This is a genomic window from Lysobacter sp. 2RAF19, from assembly GCF_052115395.1.
In the GTDB taxonomy this organism is placed as follows: Bacteria; Pseudomonadota; Gammaproteobacteria; order Xanthomonadales; family Xanthomonadaceae; genus Noviluteimonas.
This window is the reverse complement of sequence record NZ_JBFRGO010000003.1, coordinates 133189-158506: the sequence shown is the minus strand read 5'-3', so window position 1 is coordinate 158506 and position 25318 is coordinate 133189. Positions and strand designations below refer to the sequence as shown.

Annotated in this window: 17 protein-coding genes; all 17 read right to left on the bottom strand. The window is 67.1% G+C overall.

Going from position 1 to position 25318, the window contains the following annotated elements:
- Positions 1 to 19 precede the first annotated feature (19 nt).
- Positions 20 to 2677: a M1 family metallopeptidase gene (locus AB4059_RS12130; RefSeq protein ID WP_498979239.1), complete on the bottom strand. Its 2658-nt coding sequence runs from the start codon at positions 2675 to 2677 to the stop codon at positions 20 to 22.
- 126 nt (positions 2678 to 2803) lie between these two features.
- Entirely contained in the window at positions 2804 to 5314 is a 2511-nt protein-coding gene (uvrA, locus tag AB4059_RS12125; protein ID WP_498979238.1) for an excinuclease ABC subunit UvrA, read from the bottom strand.
- Between the two features lie 45 nt (positions 5315 to 5359).
- Complete coding sequence (locus AB4059_RS12120) at positions 5360 to 6157, bottom strand: hypothetical protein (RefSeq protein ID WP_498979237.1); 798 nt, start codon at positions 6155 to 6157, stop codon at positions 5360 to 5362.
- A 107-nt stretch (positions 6158 to 6264) separates the two neighbouring features.
- Positions 6265 to 6798 (bottom strand): hypothetical protein, encoded by a 534-nt coding sequence (locus AB4059_RS12115; protein ID WP_498979236.1) that lies wholly within the window; start codon positions 6796 to 6798, stop codon positions 6265 to 6267.
- A 122-nt stretch (positions 6799 to 6920) separates the two neighbouring features.
- Positions 6921 to 8138: an NAD(P)/FAD-dependent oxidoreductase gene (locus AB4059_RS12110; RefSeq protein ID WP_498979235.1), complete on the bottom strand. Its 1218-nt coding sequence runs from the start codon at positions 8136 to 8138 to the stop codon at positions 6921 to 6923.
- Positions 8139 to 8174: 36 nt separating this feature from the next.
- Positions 8175 to 9467 carry an adenylosuccinate synthase gene (locus AB4059_RS12105; protein ID WP_498979234.1) on the bottom strand — a complete coding sequence of 431 codons (1293 nt, stop codon included), beginning with the start codon at positions 9465 to 9467 and terminating at the stop codon, positions 8175 to 8177.
- 127 nt (positions 9468 to 9594) lie between these two features.
- Entirely contained in the window at positions 9595 to 10458 is an 864-nt protein-coding gene (gene hflC / locus AB4059_RS12100) for a protease modulator HflC (RefSeq protein ID WP_498979233.1), read from the bottom strand.
- Positions 10455 to 11549 (bottom strand): FtsH protease activity modulator HflK, encoded by a 1095-nt coding sequence (gene hflK, locus AB4059_RS12095; protein ID WP_498979232.1) that lies wholly within the window; start codon positions 11547 to 11549, stop codon positions 10455 to 10457. Before hflK ends, hflC begins: the two co-directional genes overlap by 4 nt.
- Before the next feature lie 90 nt (positions 11550 to 11639).
- Positions 11640 to 12968 (bottom strand): ribosome rescue GTPase HflX, encoded by a 1329-nt coding sequence (gene hflX, locus AB4059_RS12090; RefSeq protein ID WP_498979231.1) that lies wholly within the window; start codon positions 12966 to 12968, stop codon positions 11640 to 11642.
- A 42-nt stretch (positions 12969 to 13010) separates the two neighbouring features.
- Positions 13011 to 13292 carry an RNA chaperone Hfq gene (gene hfq / locus AB4059_RS12085; protein WP_498964427.1) on the bottom strand — a complete coding sequence of 94 codons (282 nt, stop codon included), beginning with the start codon at positions 13290 to 13292 and terminating at the stop codon, positions 13011 to 13013.
- 150 nt (positions 13293 to 13442) lie between these two features.
- The gene (gene miaA / locus AB4059_RS12080; RefSeq protein WP_498979230.1) at positions 13443 to 14390 is read right to left on the bottom strand and encodes a tRNA (adenosine(37)-N6)-dimethylallyltransferase MiaA; all 948 of its coding nucleotides are present in this window, start codon (positions 14388 to 14390) and stop codon (positions 13443 to 13445) included.
- Between the two features lie 3 nt (positions 14391 to 14393).
- On the bottom strand, positions 14394 to 15899 hold the full coding sequence (gene putP, locus AB4059_RS12075; protein WP_498979229.1) for a sodium/proline symporter PutP: 1506 nt from the start codon (positions 15897 to 15899) through the stop codon (positions 14394 to 14396).
- A gap of 171 nt (positions 15900 to 16070) precedes the next feature.
- Entirely contained in the window at positions 16071 to 18554 is a 2484-nt protein-coding gene (locus tag AB4059_RS12070; protein ID WP_498979228.1) for a TonB-dependent receptor, read from the bottom strand.
- Positions 18555 to 18648: 94 nt separating this feature from the next.
- A complete protein-coding gene (locus tag AB4059_RS12065; protein WP_498979227.1) occupies positions 18649 to 20676 on the bottom strand; it encodes a tetratricopeptide repeat-containing sulfotransferase family protein in 2028 nt (675 codons plus the stop codon).
- Between the two features lie 102 nt (positions 20677 to 20778).
- On the bottom strand, positions 20779 to 21678 hold the full coding sequence (gene folP / locus AB4059_RS12060) for a dihydropteroate synthase (RefSeq protein WP_498979226.1): 900 nt from the start codon (positions 21676 to 21678) through the stop codon (positions 20779 to 20781).
- 17 nt (positions 21679 to 21695) lie between these two features.
- Entirely contained in the window at positions 21696 to 23336 is a 1641-nt protein-coding gene (locus AB4059_RS12055) for a TPR end-of-group domain-containing protein (RefSeq protein WP_498979225.1), read from the bottom strand.
- 87 nt (positions 23337 to 23423) lie between these two features.
- Positions 23424 to 25316: an ATP-dependent zinc metalloprotease FtsH gene (gene ftsH, locus AB4059_RS12050; RefSeq protein WP_498979223.1), complete on the bottom strand. Its 1893-nt coding sequence runs from the start codon at positions 25314 to 25316 to the stop codon at positions 23424 to 23426.
- Between the last annotated feature and the right edge of the window lie 2 nt (positions 25317 to 25318).

Genomic DNA, 25318 nt, shown 5'->3' with positions numbered 1-25318 from the left:
TCCCGTTACCGCGCTGGGATCAGCCGCCGTTCTTCCCCAGCCACGCGTCGATCTGCGCCAGGCGTTCGGTGCGGATCTTCATGCGGTACTCGATGTTCGCGATCGCCGTGTCCGTCGGGCGACGCGAGCTGGCCGCGATGTTCTTGTCGGCGTACGCACGCAGCTTGCCGACCATCGCCGGATCCAGCGAGGAACTCGCCAGGCCCGGGTAGTAGCGGCTCGACGAGGTCGAATCCACGCGCTTGCCGACTTCGGCCTGGTGCGCCATGGCGAAGTCGAAGGCCTGGTCGGGGTGCTCGCGCGAGACCGCGCTGATCATGCCGGCGCTGTTGGTCTCGCCCGGTTCGTCGGTGAGCGCCAGGTCCAGCGCGCGCTGCGAAATCGCCGGGTCCTGCGCGATGGAGAGCATCGTGTACAGCTGGTCGCGCACGAGCGGCGTCTTTTCGGCCTTCGCCATCGCGTGCAGCTTGTCCCAGGTCGCGGCATCGGCGTGTGCGGCGACGACGCCGAGGATCGTGCGACGCAGCGGCGCCGGCATCGCGTTCGGATCGCTTTCCGATGCGGCGAAACGACGACGCGCTTCATTCACGACCTGCTCGTCGCCCAGCTGCGACAGCGTGCCGATCAAATCGGTGCGCAGGATCGCGACCGGGTCGGACTCGCCCGCCTTCGCTTCCCAACCCACGCGTTCCATCACCGGGCGCAAAGTCTTGATCGCGAACTTGCGGTAACGCGCCTGGCGCTGCGCATCGCCCGCGTAATAGCGGTCGAGCGAGGCCAGGCTGTCGGCGACATCGCCCCAGATCTGCGGGTCGGCATCGGCCGGGACGCGCATCGCCAGGTCCAGGAAATCGGACGAGGACTGCAGGCCGGCCATGCCGAGCGACCACACGTCGTTCATCACGCCGAGCTGGTCGATCGGCGCGAGCTTGGTGAAGCCGTCGCGCAACTGCGCGAACTGCTGCGGCGTGTACAGCGTGCGGTAGTAACCGCTCTGCCCCGCGTTGACGACGACCGGGCCGCAACCGGGCACTTCCAGCGAGGCCGCGCCGCCCTGCACGAGCGTGCGCACCGGCTGACCGCCGATGCTCTGCGCGATCACCGGCACGCGCCAGGTCAGCGGCTGCTTGTCGGCGCGATCCTTGGTGAACTCGCCCTGCTTGAGTTGCAGCGTGGTCTTGCCGGCCTTGCACGTGGCCGATTCCACGCGGATCAGCGGAATACCCGGCTGCAACGTGAAGTCGTGCGCGATGTCGACGATCGGCACGCCCGAGGCGGTCTGCACCGCGTTCCAGAGATCGTCGGACTTGGTGTTGCCGTAGGCGTGCGTCTTCATGTACGCACGCACGCCGTCGCGCCATGCATCGCCGCCGACGTAGCCTTCGAGCATGCCGATCACGGCGCTGCCCTTCTGGTAGGTGATCGAGTCGAAGGCCTGCGCGGCCTGTTCGACGGTTTCGACCTTCTGCACGACCGGGTGCGTGGTGGCCACCGAGTCCAGGCCCATCGCCGCTTCACGCTGCCCGACCTTGCCGAGCACCGTGTTCCATTCCGGATGCAGCTTCTGCGTGGTGCGCGCGGCCATCCACGTGGCGAAGCCTTCGTTGAGCCACAGGTCGTCCCACCAGCTCATCGTGACCAGGTCGCCGAACCACTGGTGCGCCATTTCATGCGCGGCGATCGAGAACACGCCCTGCTTGTCGGACTGCGTGGAGATCGAGGGATCGAGCAGCAGCGCGTATTCGAAGGTGTAGATCGCGCCCCAGTTTTCCATCGCGCCGAAGAACTGGCTGCGGCCCGGCGAAGCGACGTTGTCGAGCTTGGGCAGCGGATAGGGCGTGGCGAAGTAGTCGTTGTATTCCTTGAGCACGTCGGCCGCCGAATCCAGCGCGAACTTCGCCTGGTCCGACACGCCGCGCTGGGTGACCACGCCCAGTTCGGTGACGCCCTGCATCTTCGTGGCGCGGTCGAAATCGCCCACGCCGAAGAACAGCAGGTAGGTCGACATCTTCGGCGACGTCTGGAACTTCACGCGCTTCAGACCGTTGCCCAGGTCCTTGGATTCGGCGATGGGCATGTTGCTCACGGCCATCTGCTTGGCCGGCACGTCGGCGCTCAGGTCGAACACCGCCTTGTGGTTGGGCTCGTCGAAGGACGGGATGAACTTGCGCGCGTCGGAGGCTTCGAACTGCGTGTACAGCGCGCGCTGCTTGCCGTCCTTGTTTTCGTAGTCGATCGCGAACAGGCCGTTGGCCTGCGTGCCGATCTTGCCGGTGTAATCGGTCGACAGCAGGTACTGCCCGGCGGGCAGCGGCTTGTCGAAGGTGAAGGTCGCGGTCTGCGACGCGGCGTCGATGCTGACCTTGGGCTTCTGCACCTTACCGTTGCGCGGATTCAGGACCGAATTGGCGAAGGTCATGTCGACCGCGTTGAGCACGATCTTGTCGGTGGGTTCCAGCACCTCGACGGCGATGGAGATCTTGCCGTCGAAGGTCATCTTCTCCGCGTGCGGCACGATGGCGATGGTGTAGTTGGTCGGACGCACGTTGCGCGGGAGCTGCGTGGTCGCGTCGGTGACGGGCGGTGCGACGTGGGGAGGCGCGGCGGTTTGCGCGGCGGCGTCGAGGGTGGCGCCGGCCAGGGCGATCGCGATGGCGGAAACGAGAAGACGACGCATGCGTGGATCCTTGGGGATTCGGGAATCCGCCCCCTGCGGGCGGAACAGGTCGATGGTGAAGGGGCGGACGGATCGGCCCCACCGCCGGAAGTCATGTTTCACGCGACCTTGATCCGTAAGTCCTTGTTACCTCGCAATTAGGGGCTCGAGTGCGTGTGCAAGGTAGGGGGCAGTCCGGCTGCGTTTGGCCTTCGCCACCACCTCCGGCGTCCCCGTCGCGACAATCCGCCCCCCCGCCTCCCCTGCCCCCGGGCCCACGTCGACGACCCAATCGGCGTCGGCGACCACGCGCATTTCATGCTCGACGACGATGACGGTATTGCCCGCATCGACGAGCCCGTGCAGTTGTCGCATCAGCCGATCGACGTCGGCCGGATGCAGGCCCGTCGTCGGTTCGTCGAGTACGTACAGCGTGTCGCCGCGCTGGCTGCGTTGCAGTTCGGTCGCCAGTTTGATGCGTTGCGCTTCGCCGCCGGAGAGCTCGGTCGCCGGTTGCCCGAGGCGCAGGTAACCCAGGCCGATGTCGTGCAGCAGCGCGAGCGGTTTGTGCAGGTGCGATTCGTCCTTGAAGAAGGCGAGCGCTTCGTCGACCGTCATGTGCAGGACTTGCGCGATGTTCTTCCCCTGCCACTGGATCTCCAGCGTTTTCTTGTCGTAGCGCGCGCCGTGGCAGGTCGGGCACGGCGCGAAGACGCTGGGCATGAACAGCAATTCGACGCTGACGAAGCCTTCGCCTTCGCACGTCGGGCAACGGCCCTTGGCGACGTTGAAGGAAAATTGGCCGGCGTCGTATTTGCGCGCCTTCGCGGCCTTCGTCGCGGCGAACAATTTGCGCACGTGGTCGAACAAACCGGTGTAGGTGGCGAGGTTCGAGCGCGGCGTGCGGCCGATGGGCTTCTGGTCGACGTTGACCAAACGCCGGATCGCCTCGGCGCCCGAAGCAATGCGACCTGTCGTTTGCTGCACGACGGTGGGCACTTCGCTTTCCTCTTCCTCCGCTTCGGGTGCGGTGCCCAGGTGGGCGGCGATGAGGTCGACCAGCGCCTGACTGACCAGGCTGGATTTGCCGGAACCGGAAATGCCGGTGACCGCGGTGAACACGCCCAACGGGAAGCGTGCATCCAGCGCATGCAGGTTGTTGCGCGAAACATGCGCGAGTTCGAGCCAGGCTTGCGGCGCGCGGCGATCGCGATGCACGGGAATCGCTTCGCCGAACAGATACCGCCGCGTGTGCGACGCCTTGATCTGCGCGAGGCCTTCAGGCGGACCGCTGTAGAGAATCTGGCCACCGTGCTGCCCGGCATCCGGCCCGACGTCGATGAGCCAATCGGCGCGACGCATCATGTCGAGGTCGTGTTCGACGACGAAGATCGTGTTGCCCGCCGCGCGCAACTGGTCGAGCGCCTTGTGCAGGGCTTCGCTGTCCGCCGGATGCAGGCCGGCCGAGGGTTCGTCGAGCACATACACCACGCCGAACAGATGCGAGCGGATCTGCGTCGCCAGGCGCAGGCGTTGCAACTCGCCAGGCGACAAGGTCGGCGTCGTGCGATCCATCGCGAGGTAACCCAGCCCGAGCGCCTGCAGCGTGCCGATGCGATCGACGAGATCTTCGGCGAGGCGCTGCGCAGCGATGCGCTTTTCTTCCGACAGGCGCGCCACGCCCTTCACCGCCGGCTTCAGTGCGTCGGCCATGCGGTCGAGCGACAGCGCGGTGAGTTCGGCGATATCCAGCCCGGCGAACTTCACCGACAGCGCCTCGCGCTTCAAGCGCTTTCCTTCGCACACCGGGCACACGCTGCCGACCATGAAGCGCGCGACGCGCTTCTTCATCGTCGCGCTCTGCGTCGTCGCGAAGGTGTGCCGCACGTATTTACGCGCGCCCATGAAGGTGCCCATGTAGGCGGGCTCCTCCTTGCGGCGCACGGCGGCGCGCGTTTCCTTCGGCGTGAAGCCGGGATAGACCGGCGCGACGGGTTGCTCTTCGGTGAACAGGATCCAGTCGCGGTCTTTCTTCGGCAGATCGCGCCATGGGGTGTCGACGTCGTAGCCGAGCGTCACCAGGATGTCGCGCAGGTTCTGCCCGTGCCACGCGGGCGGCCACGCGGCGATCGCCTTCTCGCGGATGGTGAGCGAGGGATCGGGGACCATCGACGCCTCGGTCACCGCGTAGACGTTGCCGAGGCCATGGCACTCGGGGCACGCGCCCTGCGCCGTGTTCGGCGAGAAGTCCTCGGCATACAACATCGGCTGCTTCGCCGGATAGTCGCCGGCGCGCGAGTACAACATGCGCACCAGGCTCGACAAAGTCGTGACGCTGCCGACGGACGATCGCACGCTCGGCGTCCCGCGCTGCTGCTGCAACGCGACCGCCGGCGGCAGCCCTTCGATGCTGTCGACGTCGGGAATGCCGACCTGGTCGATCAGCCGCCGCGCGTAGGGATTGACCGATTCGAAATAGCGCCGCTGCGCTTCGGCATACAACGTCCCGAACGCGAGCGACGATTTGCCGGACCCCGAGACACCGGAGAACACGACGAGCGCATCGCGCGGCACGTCGACGTCGATGTCCTTGAGGTTGTGTTCGCGCGCGCCGCGGACGCGGACGAAGTCTTCGGGGGAGCGTTTGCTTCGAGCCATGTGGTCATGGAAGCAGCCAGTGCCGGAGCTGGGAGTGAAGCACGCCTAATGCAGTCGATCCAGCGAAGCATGCAAGCTCGACTGCATCGGACCGTCTCCCCACCCTTGCCTGTCGTACGCCACCACGCGACCTTCCTGAAGAAAGAAGAAGGCAGGCATCGAGTCGAACGCGATGCCCGGCCAGGCGCCATTACGCCACGCCACCCGCATCGGCTGATCCGGTAACGCGGCATTCCATCCCGCTGCGGCAGACATCGCCGAAGCATCTGCCAGCCAAACCACACCCACGCGCTCCAGCTTTTCCACCAGCAGCGGGTCTTTCGCGATGGCGGCGACGGCCTTCGCCGAAGTCGGGCAACCAATGACGGCGACCATGCCGACGTCGGCGAGTGCAATGTTTTCGACGTGCCACGCGCCATCCGCCTGCCGTGTCATGGCAGCAGGCGCGTTGCCCTGGAAATCCTCGGCGAATCGCAGTGTCGGCACCGCCAGCACATGCAGGGCCGGATTTGCCTCGCGCAACGCGCGCGCTTCGTCGAAACGTCGAAGTGTCAGCAGGTGCGCGAATACTTTTGCGGTTTGTTCGACCCCGCCCGCATCGCGTTGGCGCAGCTCGGACGCGATGTCCGCAAGTCGATCGAGCCAGCGGTCCGCCGCCCCGTCGCCTGCGAGCGTGGCGTAGAACAGCAGCATGTCCGTGGCGTCGAAGGCTGCTTCCAGGCTGGCGTCGGACGCAGCCTGCAGGTTGTCGAACAGGGGAGCGAACCCATGGGTCCACGCCTCCGACAATCGCTGGGCCTTCACTTGAAGCGTCGCCTCCCGATCCGCGTTGATCTCGGCCATTGCGGATGTCGCATCGGAAGTCTCCGCCACACGCGTCGAAGCACCACCGCAGCCTGCGATGAAGCAAGTCATCAACAAGGCGAACGTGAACCGATGTTGCGGTTCCCTCATTTGTCGCACGCCCGCGAGCAGTTGCTGCCGTACTGGGGCGCGCAGCTGCGCGACGCGCCGTTGACCACGCAAATCCCGTGCGCCCAGCTCGGCATCGCCGCCATTGTCGAAATGTCGGAGACGTCCAGCATGGCGCTCTCTGCCTCGGTGGCAGGGTCCAGATTACCAATCGCCGCGATGGACGATTGCGCGCCAAACAACGCCAGCACGCGATAGACCTCGGTCACGCTCAGGCCCGCCTCCAAGGGGAGGAAGGAGTAGGAAGCGAGCCCCTCCGGCGCGAACACCAGGCTTGCGAGGAACCGCTCGCGCTGCGCCGGGGCGAGGCGATGAAGGGGAGAATGCATTTCACGCTGCAGGTGTGCGCGAAGGTCCTCGCGGCTTCGAATCGGCGCGAGGGCCGTGTCGATCTGCGACTGGCGTATCGCAACGTCAGCGGCCCAGGCCTGGGGCGAAATCGTGGCGCTGTCGGAGGCGTGGACAAGCGTCGACGCAAAAGCCAGTGCGAAAAAAACCATCAATGACTTCATCGTTGGCTCATTCGTTGATGAAGCCCGACCATCTCGCATCGACTGGCGATCTCGCAATCATTGGGCGAGGCCGCAGAGTTTTCCTTCTGGATTTGCAGACGCGAGCGCGAACTGCGCGTCGGTCAGGCCTTCAACCGCTCAAACCCGAACAACCGCTTCAACGGATGCGCCCGCCGCTCCACATGCGCGCGCAACAATGCCCCACCCAGCACCGAATACGTGATCCCGTTGCCGCCATAGGCCATCGCGAATTGCACACGCGGGCCGAGCGACGGATGCGGACCGAAGAACGGCAGGCCGTCCTTCGTTTCGGCGAAGGTGCCGGCCCAGGCGAATGCGGGGACGAGTTCCGGCAGATTCGGCATCGCCGCTCGCACGCCTTTCACCAACTTGCGCGCCTTGGCATCGACGCGGCGATCGCGGCGTTGCGGGATATCGATGCGATCGTCCTGCCCGCCGACGAGAACGCGACCATCCTCGGTGCTGCGCATGTACAGATACGGGCGCGCGGTTTCCCAGACGACGGTGTCGGCGATGCGCCCCAGCCCCGCGGCGTCGAGCGGATCGCTGATGAAGGCATAGCTGCTGCGATTGGCCGCCACGCGTTGCGGGATCCATTGCTGCGCGGCGTAGCCGGCGGCGACGATGACGTGGTCGGCAGTGATGCGGGTGTCGTTCGCGATGTCGAGCACGACACGACGCGACGTCGGATGCAGTTCGCGCACCGTGGTCCGGTCGTAGATCGCCACCCCCCGCCCCGCGAGGCGTTGCAGCAAGCGCGAGGCCATGCGATAGGGATCCACGCGCGCGGCGTGTCCGCTCAGCAAGGCGCCGGGTGCGTCGATGCCGTAGTCGGCCTGCAGGCGCTCTTGCGACAGCCACCGCACGTCGATGCCGATTCGGCGCCGTGCATGGAGTTCGTCGCGCAGGCCGCGCACGTGCCGGGCCTTGCTCGCGTAATACAGGGACTGCGTGCGTGCGAATCCGACGTCGCGAATTTCGCGCGCGATGTCGGTCACTTCGTCGACTGCCTGCACGCATGCGTGATAGGCGAGCGCGGCGTCGTCTTCACCGTAGCGCTTCGTCAGCTCGGTGAGATGGGTGTCGATTTCGTATTGCAGCAACGCGGTACTCGCCGCCGTGCTGCCCCAGCCCACGTCGCGGTGTTCGACGATGCAGGTGTCGTATCCGCTCGCGGCGAACACGCGTGCGATCAATGCGCCGGTGATGCCCGCGCCGATGATCGCCACGTCGCAGCGCACGTCGCGCTGCAACGCGGGGAATGTCGCCATCAGGCCGTTCTTGACGGCCCAATACGGATAACCGGATTTGAGGTCCATCGGCCGAGCCTGCGGGCCCGGCCGTGAGGACGATGCTTACGCGAAGGGATCCTGCAACACGATGGTCGCATCGCGGTCCGGGCCGGTCGACACGATGGCCAGCGGGCAACCGGCGAGTTCTTCCAGCGCGCGCAGGTAGGCACGTGCGGCAGCCGGCAGCTTGTCCCACTCGGTGATGCCGTGCGTGGACTCGTCCCAGCCCGGGAACTCGAGGTAGACCGGCGTGCATTCTTCCCAGCCGGCGGCATCCAGCGGCGCGTATTCGGTGCGCTTGCCGCGGTATTCGTAGGCGATGCAGATCTTCAGCTTCTCCATCCCGTCGAGGATGTCGAGCTTGGTGATGCACAGGCCGGTGATGCCGTTGATCGCCACCGCGCGCTTGAGCGCGACGATGTCCATCCAGCCGCAACGACGCGGGCGGCCGGTGGTGGCGCCGTATTCCTGGCCGCGATCGCGGATGCCCTGGCCGACGGCGTCGTCGAGTTCGGTCGGGAACGGGCCGCCGCCCACGCGCGTGGCGTAGGCCTTCGCGATGCCGAGCACGTAGTCGATCGCATCGGCGCCGACGCCGGTGCCGGCGAGCGCACCGCCGACGGTGGTGTTGGACGAGGTCACGTAGGGATACGTGCCGTGGTCGATGTCGAGCAGCGAGCCCTGCGCGCCTTCGAACATCACGCGCTTGCCCTGCTTGCGCAGCTCGTGGAGGATGCCGGCGACGTCGGACTTCATCGGGTCGACGTATTCGCCGAAGGCGAGCGCTTCATCGAGCGTCTTCTGGAAGTCGACGGGTTCGACCTTCAAATACTGCGTCAACACGAAGTTGTGGTAGTCGAGCGTCTCGCGCAACTTCTCCGCCAGTTCCTTCGGATAGCTCAGGTCGGCCACGCGGATGCCGCGGCGCGCGACCTTGTCTTCGTATGCCGGGCCGATGCCGCGGCCGGTGGTGCCGATGGCCTTGCCGCCGGCGGCCTTTTCGCGGGCCTGATCCAGCGCGATGTGGTACGGCATGATGATCGGCGTGGCGGGGCTGATCTTCAGGCGCGAACGCACGTCGACGCCCGTGGCTTCGAGTTCGTCGATTTCCTTGCGCAGCGCGCCGGGATGCAGCACCACGCCGTTGCCGATCAGGCACAGCGCATCGGGGCGCAGGATGCCGGACGGAATCAGGTGCAGGACCGTCTTCTTGCCGTTGATGACGAGCGTGTGGCCAGCGTTGTGGCCGCCCTGGAAGCGCACGACGGCGCCGATTTCCTCGGTCAGCAGGTCGACGATCTTGCCCTTGCCTTCATCGCCCCACTGGGCCCCGAGTACGACAACTGACTGGCCCACGGCTTCGCTCCTTGGTTTAACCGGTCCGCTTTTCACGGAAAAAGCCGGAGGGCTGTGGGCCCGTCCGGCTTTTGTGGATTATCCGGGATTCGGCGGCTCGCCGTAACCCCGGATTCGTGACGACGCCTTAACGGTCGTCTTTCATGTACTGCAGGAAGGGATCGTCCTTGTCGAGCGAGATCACCGTCGAGCCATCGCGGAACGCGGCCCGGTAGGCCTCCAGGCTGCGCTGGAAGGCGAAGAAGCCCGGGTCGCGGTTGGCGGCCTCGGCGTAGAGACGTGCGGCCTCGGCATCGCCTTCACCGCGCAGCTTCTGCGCATCGCGCTCGGCGTCGGCCACCAGCACCACCTGGTCGCGGTCGGCGTTGGCGCGGATCTGGCGCGCCTGCTCCTCGCCCTCGGCGCGCAGGCGGCTGGCCACCTGCTGGCGCTGGGCGCGCATGCGGCTGTAGACGTTGCCGATGACTTCGCTGTCGGTGGGCAGGTCGATCTTCTTGATGCGCAGGTCGACGATGCGCACGCCGAGCGAGGCGGCGCCGCGGTTGATCACGGCCAGCTGGCTGCCGAGGATCTGCGCGCGGTCGCCCGAAACCACCTGCGAGAGCGTGCGCGAGTTGATCTCGTTGCGCAGCGAGTCCTTGATGATGGGCTTGAGGCGGTCCACGGCGGCGGACTCGTCGCCATTGGTCGCGCGGTAGTACGTGCGCAAGTCCTCGATGCGGCCGATCACGAAGAAGTCGACGCTGATGTCCTTTCGCTCGATCGTCAGGTAGCGCTCGGGCTCGGCGTCCAGGACGGTCAGGCGACGGTCGAAGATCAGCTTGGATTCGACCAGCGGCCACTTGAAGTGCAGGCCCGGGCCGATGTCGGTACGCACCACGCGCCCGAGGTTGAGCACGATCGCCGCCTCGCCTTCGCGCACGGTGAAAACCGAGCCGAGCAATGCGAGCAGTGCGGCGACGGCCAGGGGGACCCAGATGGGGAATTTCATCGCGATTCCTCCTCGCGGCCGGTGCGCGGATTACGCGTCGGGCGGCCTTCGGGGCCGAGCGTTTCCACGGCCGGCGCCACCGATTCCATCGGGACGACGACCGGCGGCGTTGCGTTGCCTGCAGGCGCGTTCTGCGCACCCAGCGGGACGTACAGCAACTGGCGGCCGTCGCCGACGATCTTGCGGTTCTTCGTGAACACTTCCTGCAGCGTTTCCAGCCACAGGCGCTTGCGCGTCACTTCCGGCGCGCCCTTGTACTGGTCGACGAGCAGCGAGAACCGCGTCGCGTCGCCGGTGGCGCGCGCGATGATCGCGGTGCGGTAGCCCTGCGCACCGGTGCGGATCTGCGCGGCCTGGCCGCGCGCTTCGGGCACGACCTTCGCGGCGTAGGCCTCCGCTTCGCTCGTCGCGCGGTCCTTGTCCTGCTGCGCGCTGTTGACGTCGTCGAAGGCCGGCTTCACTTCATCCGGCGGACGCGCGTTGGGCAGCGAAAGCTGGGAGACCACCAACCCGGTGTTGTAGGCATCCAGCAGGGTTTGCAGGCGCTTGGCGGCCGCCGAGGACAGGTTGGCGCGCGCACCGAGCACGGTGTCGAGCGTGGAGCGGCCGACCTGTTCGCGCACGGTGCTGAGCGCGGCCTGCTCGAGCACGCGGGACGCGTCGCGCGTACTGAACAGGTACAGCCGTGCGTCGGACACCTTGTACTGCACGTTGATTTCCACGCGCACGATGTTCTCGTCGCGGGTGAGCACCGGCACGGTCTCGTTGAAAGTGCGGATCTGCGTGGCTTCGACCTTGGTGACGCGTTCGATCGGCCAGGGCCACTTGAAGTGCGGGCCCGGCGTCAGCACGCGGGCGAACTGGCCGAAGCGCAGCACCACGCCGCGCTGCTGTTCGGTCACCAGCACGAAGGTGTTGAAGGCCAGCCACAGGACCAGCAGGACGGCGATCCAGCGGCCGATGCCGCCGCCATTGCCCCCGAAGAGGCCGCGCAGGGGTTCCAGGTAACGGTCGAAACCGCCGCCGCCACGCTTCTGCCAGGGGTTGCGACCGTCCTTGTTCGACGGACCGCCGGGGGTATTCCAGGCCATGCACGCTCCTGTGGGCCGCGGGGAGACTCCCCCGCCGGAGGCCGGCACGCGTTTTGCGCGCGCGAACCGGCCGATTCTATCGGACCCGACCTACGTTGGGGCCGAGACGCCCTCAAGCAAGAGCGGCCGTAAGGGTTCCCCATAGGCGTGGGCCACGATGCGCTCGGCATCGGCCTGCGCGAGGTCCAGGCTCAGGGTCCAGCCGTGTTCGTCGTGATGCTCGGCGAGCACTGCCCCGAGTTCGTGCAGGCGCGCCCGCAGCCGCCCGGCGCCCGCGGGCAGTTGCACTTCGCCCGAAACGCGGCGCAGGCCCAGGCGCGCGCCGAGGGCGTCGCGCAGCAGGTCCAGGCCGTCGCGGTCGCGCGCAGAGAGCCACACTCGTTCGCGCGGGGCGCGGGGATGGGCGTGGTCGTGGCCATCGGTCGGCAGGTCGTGGCGCGCTTGCGCGCCTTCGATGCGATCGATCTTGTTGTAAACGAGCAATTGCGGGATCTCGCCCGCGCCGATTTCTTCGAGCACCGAGTCGACCTGCGCGATGCGTTCGTCGCGCAGCGGGTCGGCGGCGTCGATCACGTGCAGCAGCAAGTCGGCTTCGCGGGCTTCGGCCAGGGTCGAACGGAAGGCGGCGACCAATTCGTGCGGCAGGTCGCGCACGAAGCCGACCGTATCGGCGAGCACGACCGAACCGCCCGGCAGCGCGATGCGGCGCACGGTGGGATCGAGCGTGGCGAACAACAGGTCCGCTGCATACGCATCGGCGCCGGTGAGCGCGTTGAACAGCGTCGACTTGCCCGCGTTGGTGTAACCGACCAATGCCACGCGCGGCAGCTCGCTGCGCACGCGCGCACGACGCATCTGCGTGCGCTGCACTTCCACTTTTTCCAGGCGCTTCTGCAATTGTTCGACGCGCTTCTGCAGCAGGCGACGGTCGGTTTCCAACTGCGTTTCGCCGGGGCCCCGCAGGCCGATCGAACCACCGCGCTGGCGTTCCAGGTGGGTCCACCCGCGCACCAGGCGCGTGGCCATGTGGCGCAATTGCGCAAGCTCGACCTGCAGCTTGCCTTCGTGGCTGCGCGCACGCTGGGCGAAGATGTCCAGGATCAGGCCGGTGCGATCGACGACGCGTCGCTCCAGCGCTTTTTCCAGGCTGCGTTCCTGCCCGGGCGTCAGCGGATGGTTGACGAGCACCAGGTCGGCGCCGGTCGCGTCGGCCGCGGCCTTCACCTCTTCGAGCTTGCCGCTGCCGATGAGGGTGGCGGGATTGGGCCGGTCGATGCGCGCGGTGAGCATGTGCGCCACGCGCGCCCCGGCCGAGCGCGCCAGGTCGGCGAACTCTTCCACGGCGCCTTCGTCGGGCGGGCCACCGGCATGCGGCTGGATCAGCAGGGCGGTCTCGCCCTTCTTGCTACGTTCGAACATGCAGGGGTTTTACACCACATCGTGCGAAATCCACGGCAGTGTTTACTGTTCCTCGTCCGCGCCGGTGTCTTCGGTGCTGCCGTCGGCGGCCTGCACGTACCCGCCGCCCGGGCCCACGCGCACGTTGCGCGCCGGCACGACGGTCGAGATCGCGTGCTTGTAGACCATCTGGCTGACCGTGTTGCGCAGCAGGACCACGAACTGGTCGAAGGACTCGATCGTGCCTTGGAGCTTGATGCCGTTGACCAGGTAGATGGAGACCGGGACGCGCTCGCGGCGCAGCGCGTTCAGGAAAGGATCCTGCAAAGATTGGCCCTTGGACATGGGTGTTTCCCCAATTGTTGTTGTCAGTGTGCCGAACGCGGCAAACCGCCGCGCATCGCCCGACCCGCAACTCCCCGCGGCGGCGACAGCCGAATCCTACACGCACAGCCGGTTGCGGCGCGCATGACGGAGGTCCCGGAATGGAGGCCGTCAGGCCAGGAAGGATTCGGTCAGCTCGCGCAGATCGCGCTGGTCGGTCGCCGGATCGCGCCAGACCGCGTCGAGCTCGCCCCGCAGCCAGGTCCATTGGCGCTTGGCGAGTTGGCGGGTGGCGGCGATGGCGCGTTCGCGGAACGTGGCCGCATCGCCCTTCCCGTCCAGGAATTCCCAGGCCTGTCGATAGCCGACGGCGCGGATCGCCGGAAGATCCAGCGGCGCCGGATGACGTTGGAGTTCCGGCATCGCCGTCAGCGCGCGCACCTCGTCGAGGAAGCCGGCCTGCAGCATCGCGTCGAACCGCGCGGCGATCCGCGCATGCAACACGGCGCGCTCTCGCGGCGCGAGCACCAGCTTGAACACGCGCACGGGCAGGCGGTCGCCGACATGCGTGCGCTGCCATTCGGAAATCGGGCGACCGCTCGCGCGATATACCTCCAGCGCGCGCTGGATGCGCTGCGGATCGGTGGCATGGATGCGATGCGCGGCGTCCGGATCCACGCGTGCGAGTTCGGCATGCATCGCCGGCCAGCCCACGCGCGCGGCCTCGTCCGCGATCGCCGCGCGCAACATCGGATCGGCCTCGGGCATCGGCGCCAGCCCGTGCAACAACGCATGGAAATACAGGCCGGTGCCGCCGGCGAGGATGGGCGTCTTTCCGCGCGCGAGGATGTCGTCGATCGCCACGCGTGCATCGCGTGCGAAATCGGCGGCCGAATACGTTTCCCACGGATCGCGCACGTCGATCAGGTGATGCGGCACGCGCGCGCGCTCATCGCGCGTCGGCTTGGCCGCGCCGATCTCCAGACCGCGATAGACCAGCGCCGAATCGACGCTGACGATTTCGCCGTCGAACCGCGCCGCGCATTCCAGCGCGAACGCGGTCTTCCCCGATGCCGTCGGCCCCGCGATGGCGAGCGCGCGCGGGCGGCGGTCTTCCATCGCTCAGTAGCCGTTCTCGCCCAGCGCGGCGTGCACCTGCGCGTGCGTGGCGCGCACCGATTCCACCGGCAGGCGATCGAGCAGGCTGGCGAGCACGATGGCGACCGACGCCGCGGCGAAGCCCGGCACCATTTCGTACAAGGCGCTGCCGTACTGATTCACCGCGATCTGCTTCCACGCGATGACCGTGACCGCACCGACGATCATGCCCGCGAGCGCGCCGTTGCGCGTCATGCGCGACCAGAACAGCGAGAACAACACGACCGGCCCGAACGCCGCGCCGAAGCCCGCCCACGCATAGCTGACCAGGCCGAGCACGCGCGAGTCCGGATCGCGCGCGATCCAGATGGCGAGCAAGGCCACCGCGAGCACCATCGCGCGGCCGAACCACACCAGTTCGCGCTGCGTGGCCTTCGGCCGCAGGAAGCCCTTGTAGAAGTCTTCGGTCAGCGCGCTCGAACACACGAGCAACTGGCACGAGAGCGTGCTCATGATCGCCGCGAGGATCGCCGACAACAGCACGCCGGCGATCCACGGATTGAACAACAGGTTCGACAACACGATGAAGACGCGCTCGGGGTTGGCCGTCACCGGTTCCACGCCCGGGTGGCCGGCGAAATACGCCACGCCGAAGAAACCCACCGCCATCGCGCCGAACAGGCACAACACCATCCAGGTCATGCCGATGCGGCGCGCCTTGGGAATCGTGCGCAGGTCGTCGGCCGCCATGAAGCGCGCCAGGATATGCGGCTGCCCGAAATAGCCCAGGCCCCAGGCCAGCAGGGACACGATGCCGACGAAGCCGATCGCGCCGCCCTTGAACGGATCGAGTTTCGCCGGATCGATCGAACGGATCAGCGTCATGCTCTCGTCGAATCCACCGGTGCCGATGATGACCACCACCGGCGTCAGCACCAGGGCGAAGATCATCAGCGTCGCTTGCACCGTGTCGGTCCAGCTCACCGCGAGGAACCCGCCGACGAGCGTGTAGAGGATCGTCGCCGCCGCGCCCCACCACAGCGCTTGCGCGTAGGGCACGCCGAACACGCTTTCGAACAGGCGCGCGCCGGCCACGATGCCGCTGGCGCAGTACACGGCGAAGAAGACCAGGATCACCAGCGCCGACAACACGCGCAGGATGCGCGAGCGATCGTCGAACCGGTTGGTGAAGTAATCGGGCAGCGTGAGCGCGTTCTTGGTGCGCTCGGTGTACACGCGCAACGGCCCGGCGACGAATTTCCAGTTGGCCCACGCACCGAGGATCAGGCCCAGGGCGATCCAGCCTTCCGACAATCCGCCCAGGTACAGCGCACCGGGCAGGCCGAGGAGCAACCAACCGCTCATGTCGGACGCACCGGCGGACAACGCGGTGACGTAACTGCCCAGCGAACGCCCGCCGAGGATGTAGTCGTCGAAACTCTTGGTCGAGCGCCACGCAACCACGCCGATGGTGACCATCGCGAGCAGGTAGATGGCGAAGGTGACGACGAGCGGCGTGCTGGCGGTCATGCGGGACTCCCCTGTGGTGCGGGGAGTGTAGGGGCGCGCGGGGACGACTGCACCCCACCCCGGCCCTCCCCTGCAGTTGCAGGGAGCGAGCCGGCGCGTTTACGTGCTGCCCTATCGGCAGCACGTGCGCCGGGGAGCCCGCCAGCTTTGCTGGCGGGGTTCGAACTCAAATCAGAAATCGCGCGACCAGCGCACGCCGAACGTCCGCGGCGGGGTGCTGACCGTGTACGGCTCGGCGCCGCACACCGCGATGTTGCACTCGGCGAAGTGGGCCAGGTCGCCCATCTCGTTGGTGACGTTGCGGACGAAGAAGTCCAGCTTCCACGCACCGCGCTGGAAGCCCGCCGACACATCCAGCGTGGTGTAGGCATCCAGGTGCTGGTACGGGGTGAAGCTGAAATCGTTGCCCAGCACGCCGCGCTCGAGATCGCGCAGGTCCACCGTGCGATCGCCCACGTGGAAGAGCGCACCCTGCGCGTAGGCTTCGTACTGCCCCACGTCCCAGGTGTAACGGCCCGTGAGGTTGCCCTTGAAGCGCGGCGTGATCGGCAAACGATCGCCCTTCACCGCCTGCGGGCCGATGGTGTTGATATCGCCCGTCGACGGGATGATCGAGCCCGGCGGACAGGCGCTGATCGGGTTGCCCGCAAGATCGCCGTAACCGCAGTAGTCCTCGGACAACTTCGCGTCGTAGAACGCCACGCCGCCGGTGAGCATGAAGTTGTAGGTCATGGCCCACTGCAGTTCCATTTCCAGGCCGTCGATCTTGGCGGCACCGGCGTTGCGGATTTCCGTCAGCCCGTTCGCGCCCAGGTAGGAGAACTGGAAGTCGTCCCACTTCTGGTGGAACACCGCGCCGTTCCAGGCCAGGCGCTTGTCCAGCCACATCGTCTTCCAGCCCAGCTCGTAGTTCTTCAGGTAATCCGACACGTACGGCGGCACCGAACCGCGGCGGTTGATGCCGCCCGGGCGGTAGCCTTCCGAATACGTGCCGTACACCAGCTTGGTATCGCTGATGTCCCAGGTCACGTTGAAGCGGCCGAGCGAACCGGACTCGCGCACTTCGCGATCGTTGACCAGGCAGGGCGCCCCTTCGTACGGCACCCAGTTCGCGCGATCGGCCCCGTATTGGGCCACGCACGCGCCTTCGCCATACGGCGGATCGCCGCCCGAGGAGTAGCCGATGCCGAAGCCGTAATAGCCCTTCAGGCTGTTGCGCGCGCGGAACCAGCGGCCACCGGCGGTGACGTGCAATGCCTTGGTGATGTCGAAGGTGAGTTCGCCGAACACCGCTTCGTCCTGGTCTTCGCGATCCTGTTCGGTCAACCAGATCGTGTCTTCCCAGCCGCCGACCGACAGCACGGTGGCCAGCCCGTCGATCTTGTAGCGCTGTTCGATGTCGTGCTTGTGCTGCTGCCAGAACAGGCCGCCGACGAAGCGCAGGCGATCCTCGCCGGGCGAGGCGATGCGCAGCTCGTGGCTGGTCATGCGATACGCATCCTTCGCCTGGATGTACTGCGAAGGATTCACCAGCGCGCCGTCGTCGTCGTAGAAGTACGACCCGTAACCGCGCAGCGTGTCGTACCAGAAGCCGTAGTCGCTGTAATCGGCTTCCGATTCGACGTTGCGATTCAGATGTCCGAAGGCGTAGGTGATGTCGAAGTTGCCGATCTTGCCCTGCACCGTCAGCGAGGCCTGGTTCCACTTGTCTTCCGAGGATTCGGGATAGGCGTGGTTGACCTGCAGCTTGCCCACGCTCGGATCCCAGCCGGTGCTGCCGCGGGCCGTCTGGCGCTGGCCCATGAGCATCGGCGTGATCGACCAATCGTCGGTGATGTCCCACTTCAACGCGACGCGCGCGCCGGTGGCGCTGGCTTCGTTGTAGTTGTCGTCGGCCAGGATGTCGTTGTTCTGCACGATGCCCGAGGTCGGGAACACGCGCGTGCCGGGGCGATTGTCGACGTAACCGGCGTCATGGCGGTTCCAGCCCACCACGCGCACCGCGGCGTTCTTCGCGATCGGCACGTTGACCATGCCTTCGAGCACGTGGCCCAGGCCGCCGTCCTGCACCACGTTGACTTCGGCCGCGGTGCTGGCGGCGAAGCCCGAGGGATCGGGCTTGTTGGTGATGATGCGCAGCGTGCCCGACTGCGAGCTCGCGCCATACAGCGTGCCCTGCGGGCCGGCGAGCGCTTCGACGCGCGCGATGTCGTACATGTGGACGTCGAGCGCGCCAGTGATCGTGGTGATCGGCTGCTCGTCCAGATACACGCCGACGCTGGGCTGCGAACCGGAATGGTTGCCGTCGCCGCCGCTGGCCACGCCGCGCATGTACACCTGCAGGAAGCCCGGGCCGGAGAACACGCCGCCGCCGGCGGTGCCGAAGGTGACGCTGGGCAGCAGCTTCACGTAATCCTGGAAGTTGGAGACCTGGTGTTGCTCCAGCGTCTCGCTGCTGATCGCCTGGATGCTGATCGGCACCTTCTGCAGGTCTTCGGCGCGCTTCTGCGCGGTGACCGTCACCGTCTCCAGCGTCGCGGTTTTCGATTTGCCGGGCGCGGGGGTCGTAGTTTGCGCTGCCTGGTCGGCCGGCGCGGTTTGCGGCGCATCCTGTGCGAAGGCGATGCCTGTTTGACAGCCGATGATCACCGCCATGGCGAGTGCATGCCTCGCGAGCGGCCGGCGCGCGGGTGCGCGTCGCGTGTTCGAAATTCCCATTTCCCCTCCCCTCCCTTTGGTGTGAACGCAATCAGTCGAGCAGGTGCGGCGGCACCGATGGATACGCCGCGAGCACCGGCCCCAAGGCTTCTTCCAACGGGCCCAGCCACGGCGCGTAATGGCGCCACTGGTCCAGGCCTTCGCGATAGATCGGTTGGCGCACCTGCTCCGAACTCGCCGTCCGCACCGGACGGTCGTTTTCGAAGAAGCGCAGGCACGCGGGGTCGAACGGCAGGCCGCAGTAATCGAGCAGGCGACGCACTTCCTGCTCGGTGTCCTCGACCATGGTTTCGTAATGCACGCGATGCACGCGGCCGGGCAGCACCGCGTCGAAATGGGCCATCAACGCGACGTAATCGCGGTAATACAGGCCGATGTCTTCGAGGCGGAAACTGAAGTCCTGCCCGCGCGCGAATTGCTGCTTGAACAACGAGAACCCGCACGCCAGCGGATGCCGGCGCGCGTCGATGATCCGCGCGTTCGGCAAGGCCAGGTGGATCAGGCCGACGTGCTGGAAGTTGTTCGGCATCTTGTCGATGAACAGCGGCGCGCCCGCCCTGCGATGGATGCGCGTGCGTTCGAGGTATTCCTCGCCGATGGCGCGGAACTCGGCGATGTCCAGCGTGGGCAGCACGTCGTGGTAATGCCGTGCGCCCATCGCTTCGCCGCGACGGCGCAAGTCCTTGGTCATCGACAGCAGGTCGGGCAACTCCATCGTCCCTTCGACGTCGGGATGGCTGGAGAGGATCTGTTCGACCAGCGTCGAACCGGCGCGCGGCATGCCGACGATGAAGATCGGGTCGCGCGCATCGCTGCCGCTGCCGGCGCGTTCACTGAGAAACGCCGGCGTGTACGTGGCGATCGCCTTGCGCACGCGCGCGGTGTTGTCCTGCGCCGCCCACGGGATCATCGCGACGCGTTGGGTGTTGCCGCGCCGATAGTGTTCGAAGGAGGCGGCGTATTCGCCCGCGTCTTCCAGCGCCTTGCCGAGCGCGAAATCCAGGTGCAGGCGATCGTCGGGCGTGAGTTCGCTGCGCGCCAGCTGCGCGCGGATCGTCGCAAGATCCTCGGGCGTGAAGCGGAAGGTCTTGAGGTTGGCCAGGCTCCACCACGCATCGCCGAAGCGCGGTTCGATGCGCGCGGCTTCGCGATAGGCTTCGATCGCACGCGCCGAATGGCCGGCGGTCTTCAACGCATGGCCGAAACTGAGCCACAAACGCGCCTGGTGCGGATATTCGCGCACGAGCGCTTCGTAGACCGGAAGCGCAGCCTCATAGTCGCCCGTGCGGCACAACACCACCGCACGCAGGTTGCGATAGCCGGCGTTGGCCGGATCCTTGGCGAGGAGTGCATCCACTTCGGCCAGGGCTTCGACGGGTTTGTTGGCGCGATGGAGCACCATGGCGTAGTGGTGGCGCGCGGCGTCGAAGCCCGGGACCAGTTCCAGGCAGCGTGCGAGCAGGGACTCGGCTTCGTCGATGCGGCCCATGCGCGCCTGCGTCTCGGCGAGCATGCGCAGCGCGGGCGCATCGGTGGGCGCGGCGCGCAGGTGCTCGCGCAACCGGGCTTCGGCTTCGGGAATGCGATTGGCCTGCAGATCGGCGGCGGCCTGCAGCAGTTTGGGTTCGCGCACCGAATGCACCAGGTGCGTGGCGTAGGCCGCCTGCGCGCCGGACAGATCGCCGACCGCGGAGAGGTGGTCGCCGAGCGCGAGCCACGCGCGCGGCAATTCGGGTTTCAGCGCGACCGCACGACGCAAGGCCGCGACCGCTTCGTCGCCGCGGCCGCCACGGCCGAGCGCGATGCCCAATTCGAGTTGCACCGCCGGCGAGGCGGGTTGCTCGCGCGCCAGCGGTTCGAGGATGCGCGTGGCGGCCTGCGCATCGCCGCAGGCGCTGTGCGATGCGCCGAGCAGCAGCAAGGCGACCGGATGGCCATCGACGACGCGCAGGATTTCCTCGGCCTGGCGGCCGGCGAGTGCAGGATCGGTCGACAGCAGGCGCGAGGCGTGCGCCAGCGCGGCGTCGACCGAAGCCGTCGGCTCGTGCGCGGATGTCATCCCTCGACCATGGACATGCGACCCCCCACCGGGTGATGCCCGAGACTAGGCCGCGTACGCCTGCGCACGCAAGGGTCGGAAGCGGTTACAGCGCGAATCGGATCAATCGTCGTCGGGCCAGCGAATCGCAGGTTTCGCCTCCCGCGCCCGCACCGCCGGCTGCGCCTGGACGGCCGCCCAGACCTTCAACGCATCCACCGTGGGCGCCACGTCGTGCACGCGCACCAGGCGCGCACCCCGCTGCGCGGCCACCAGGTGCGCGGCAACCGAGCCGGCGACGCGATCGTGCGGATCCGCACGACCGGTCAGATCGCCGATGGTCTTCTTGCGCGACAGACCCGCGAGCACCGGCACGCCCAGCTCGGCGATCGTCTCCAGCCGCGCGAGCAGGGCCAGGTTGTGGTCGCGGTTCTTGCCGAAGCCGAAGCCCGGGTCGACCACGATGCGCGCCTTCGCGATGCCCGCCATCTCCGCCGCGAAGATCCGCTCTGCGAGGAAGCGATGCACGTCGGCCACGACGTCGTCGTACTGCGGCGATTCCTGCATCGAGCGCGGCTCACCGAGCATGTGCATCAACACGACCGGCACACCGAGCGATGCAGCCGCATCGAGCGCACCGTCGCGACGCAAGGCGTACACATCGTTGATCATCCCCGCGCCCGCGGCGACCGCCGCGCGCATCACTTCGGGCTTGGAGGTATCGACGCTGATCGGGACCGACGTCGCGCGCACCAAGCCTTCGATCACCGGGATCACGCGGCGCAGCTCTTCCTCGAGCGGCACCTCGTCGGCGCCCGGCCGCGTGGATTCGCCGCCGACATCGAGGATGTCGGCGCCCTCCCCGGCCAGGCGCACGCCGTGTGCGATCGCGGCTTGCGTGGTCGCGTGCTCGCCGCCGTCCGAAAACGAATCCGGCGTGACGTTGACGATGCCCATGACGCGGGTGCGGTCGAGCCGCACGATGCGTCCGTTGCAATCCAGCTGCGGGGTGGTATCGAACATGGAACGGTTTTAAAGGCTCAACCGCCGCCACGCAACTGCGCGACGATCGCCTCGAACCGCGGATACGGGCGGAGCGACCACAGATCCGAGTCGTGTTCGATCCACGCCAGCGAGCCTTCGCCATGCTGCACGGCGCGTTCCAGCAACTCGATCGCACGGTCGGCATCGCCGTCGAGCGCGTGGAAGCACGCGCCGTTGTAGAGGACGTCGAAATCGTTCGGGCGGATGCGCAGCGCGTAGGCCATCTCCGCGTGCCCGTTGTCGCCCACGCGCAGGTGCTGCATCAGGCCGGCGGTCATGTAATGGGCGCGCGCGTTTTCCGGATCGATCTGCGCCTGGTGGCTCGCGCAGGCGAGGCCTTCGATGGCGAGTTTCTGCTTGCGCTCCTGGTCGCCCGCGGCATCGGCGGCGTTGACGGCGAGCGCGAGGGCCTGGAATTCGTCGGGTTGCACGCGGTGCGCGGCGACGAACAGGTCCACGGCGCGCGCGTAGTTGCCCTGCGTATAGCAATGGCGCGCGTAGAAGTAGTAAGCGACATACAGCTCCGGGTCGAGCTTGAGCGCATGTTCGAAGGCTTCGGTCGCGCCATCGTGGTCGCCGGCGATCATGAGCGAGTGACCCTTGGCGACGTGCGCTTCGGCCAGGTCGGGGTCCAGTTCCAGCGCACGATGCGCCGCGCGCCGCGCCTCGTCGAGCGCACCGCTGTCGGGATTCACCATGCGCCAGAGCATCAGCTCGCACAACGCGTCGGAAAGGCCCGCATGGGCCTGCCCGTATTCGGGATCGAGCTCGATCGCGCGGCGGAACATCGAGGGCGCCTGCTTCATTCCGACGTCGGTCATGCGCGCGCTGGACTGCCGGCCGCGCAGGTAGAACTCGTAGGCACGCATGTCGCGCGGGGCGCGCTTCTGCAGGTCGAAGGCGACCGGCGCCTGCAGCGTGGGCCGCACGGCGTTGACGACGTTGCGCGCGATCTCTTCCTGGATGGCGAAGATGTCGGCGAGGTTGCGGTCGAAATTCTCCGACCACAGGTGATACCCGTTCGATGCGTTGACCAACTGCGCGGTGACGCGCACGCGGTCGCCGGCCTTGCGCACGCTGCCTTCCATGATGGCCGCGACGTGCAATTCGCGGCCGATGTCGGCGGGCGTCGCGGTGCCGTCGCGGAAGCGGAAGGAGGCCGTGCGCGAAGCGACATGCAGGCCGCGCACTTTCGCCAGCGCGTTGAGGATTTCCTCGGCCAGGCCATCGCAGAAATAATCCTGGTCGCCCGCCTCGGACATGTCGGAGAAGGGCAGGATCGCGACGGACGCCTCCGGCGGCGGAAGCTCGACCGCTTGCGCGGGCTGGTCGCTCGCGCGGCGCGCGGGCACTTCCCCTTCGAGCGCGTTGGCATCGGGCAAGGCGGGCGTGCGTTCGATGCCGTGCGGCTGGATGTCGTAGATCCACGCGAGCGCGCAGGCCAGCACGAAACCCAGCGCGAGCAGCACGATCAGCAGGCGCGAGGCCCACGCCGGGAAACCCAGCGGTTCGAAGGTCGCATCGGCGACCTGCACCAGGACCCAGCCGACGATCAGGTACACCGCGGCCACGCGGAACACACGGCGGCGCCGGAATTCCGAAATGGTGGTGCGCAGGCGGGCGGCGATGTCGGGCATGCGAACTCCGCGGAAACAACAAGGGCCCCCGTGGGAGCCCTGTCTTTCGATCAACGTGTTTGCCGTACCGGTGCGGCCGCGCCGGGTTCAGGTCTGCGCCGCCGGACCGCCGATCGGCGGCAGCGGGCGCGCCTCGCCCTTGTTGTTGCGCGTCCACCCCATCGGCGGCGGCGGTTCGCGGCCTTCCATGATCGCGTCGATCTGCGGCACGTCGATGGTTTCGTACTCCAGCAGCGTCTTGGCCATCACGTGCAGCTTGTCGAGGTTCTCGGTCAGGAGCTGCTTGGTGCGGGCGTAAGCCTTGTCCAGGATCTTGTGCACGACCTCGTCGATCTTGCGCGCGGTGTCGTCCGAGACGTTCTTGTGCTGCGTGACCGAGCGGCCCAGGAACACCTCGTCTTCTTCCTCGCCGTAGGCGATCGGGCCCAACTCGTCGGACAGGCCCCACTTGGTGGCCATGTTGCGCGCCATCTTGGTCGCGCGTTCGATGTCGTTGGACGCACCGGTGGTGACCTTGTCGTTGCCGAAGATCAGCTCTTCGGCGACGCGGCCGCCGTACAGCGAGCACAGCATCGATTCGATGGCGGTGCGGTTGTACGAATACTTGTCGCCTTCGGGCAGGTACATCGTCACGCCCAGCGCGCGGCCGCGCGGAATGATCGTGACCTTGTAGACCGGATCGTGCTCGGGCATCAGGCGGCCGACGATGGCGTGGCCTGCTTCGTGATACGCGGTGAGCGTCTTTTCCTGCTCGCTCATCGCCATCGAACGGCGCTCGGTGCCCATCAGGATCTTGTCGCGGGCGCGATCGAAGTGCTCCATGCGCACGTCCTTCGCGTTCTCGCGCGCGGCGAACAGCGCCGCTTCGTTCACGAGGTTGGCGAGATCTGCACCGCTGAAGCCCGGCGTGCCGCGCGCGATGGTCATCGCTTCGACGTCGTCGGCCAGCGGCACGCGGCGCATGTGCACGCGCAGGATCTGTTCGCGGCCCTTCACGTCGGGCAGGCCGACGGTGACCTGGCGGTCGAAACGGCCCGGGCGCAGCAGCGCCGGATCGAGCACGTCGGGGCGGTTGGTCGCGGCGATGACGATCACGCCTTCGCCGCCTTCGAAACCGTCCATCTCGACCAGCAACTGGTTGAGCGTCTGCTCGCGCTCATCGTGCCCACCGCCGAGGCCGGCGCCGCGATGGCGGCCGACCGCGTCGATTTCGTCGATGAAGATGATGCACGGCGCGTGCTTCTTGGCCTGCTCGAACATGTCGCGCACGCGGCTGGCGCCGACGCCGACGAACATTTCGACGAAATCCGAACCGGAGATCGAGAAGAACGGCACCTTGGCTTCGCCGGCGATCGCCTTGGCGAGCAGCGTCTTGCCGGTGCCCGGGGGACCGACCATCAGCACGCCGCGCGGGATCTTGCCGCCGAGTTTCTGGAACTTGCCGGGGTCGCGCAGGAACTCGACGAGCTCGGCGACTTCTTCCTTCGCCTCGTCGCAACCGGCGACGTCCGCGAAGGTGGCCTTGGTCTGGTCTTCGTTGAGCAGCTTGGCGCGCGAACGGCCGAAGGACATCGCGCCCTTGCCGCCGCCCTGCTGCATCTGGCGCATGAAGTAGATCCAGATGCCGATGAAGAGCAGCAACGGACCGATGTTGATCAGGATGCCGAGCAGCGAGAAGCCGCTGGACGGCGGCGCCTGCTTGATCTCGACCTTGTGGTTGATCAGGTCGTCGACCAGGCGTTCGTCTCGACGCGGGGCAACGGTCTTGCCCTTGGTGGTGTCCTTGCGCTCGAACTCGATCGTCTTCTCGTCCTCGCCGATGTCCACCGACTTGATCTTGTCGTTGACCACATCGGCCTGGAACTGGGAATAGACGACCTCGGTTCCACCCCCCATCTTCGGGCTGAAACTCTGGAACACCACCATCAGCACGACGGCGACGACCACCCACAACATCAGATTCTTGGCCAAGTCGTTCATCC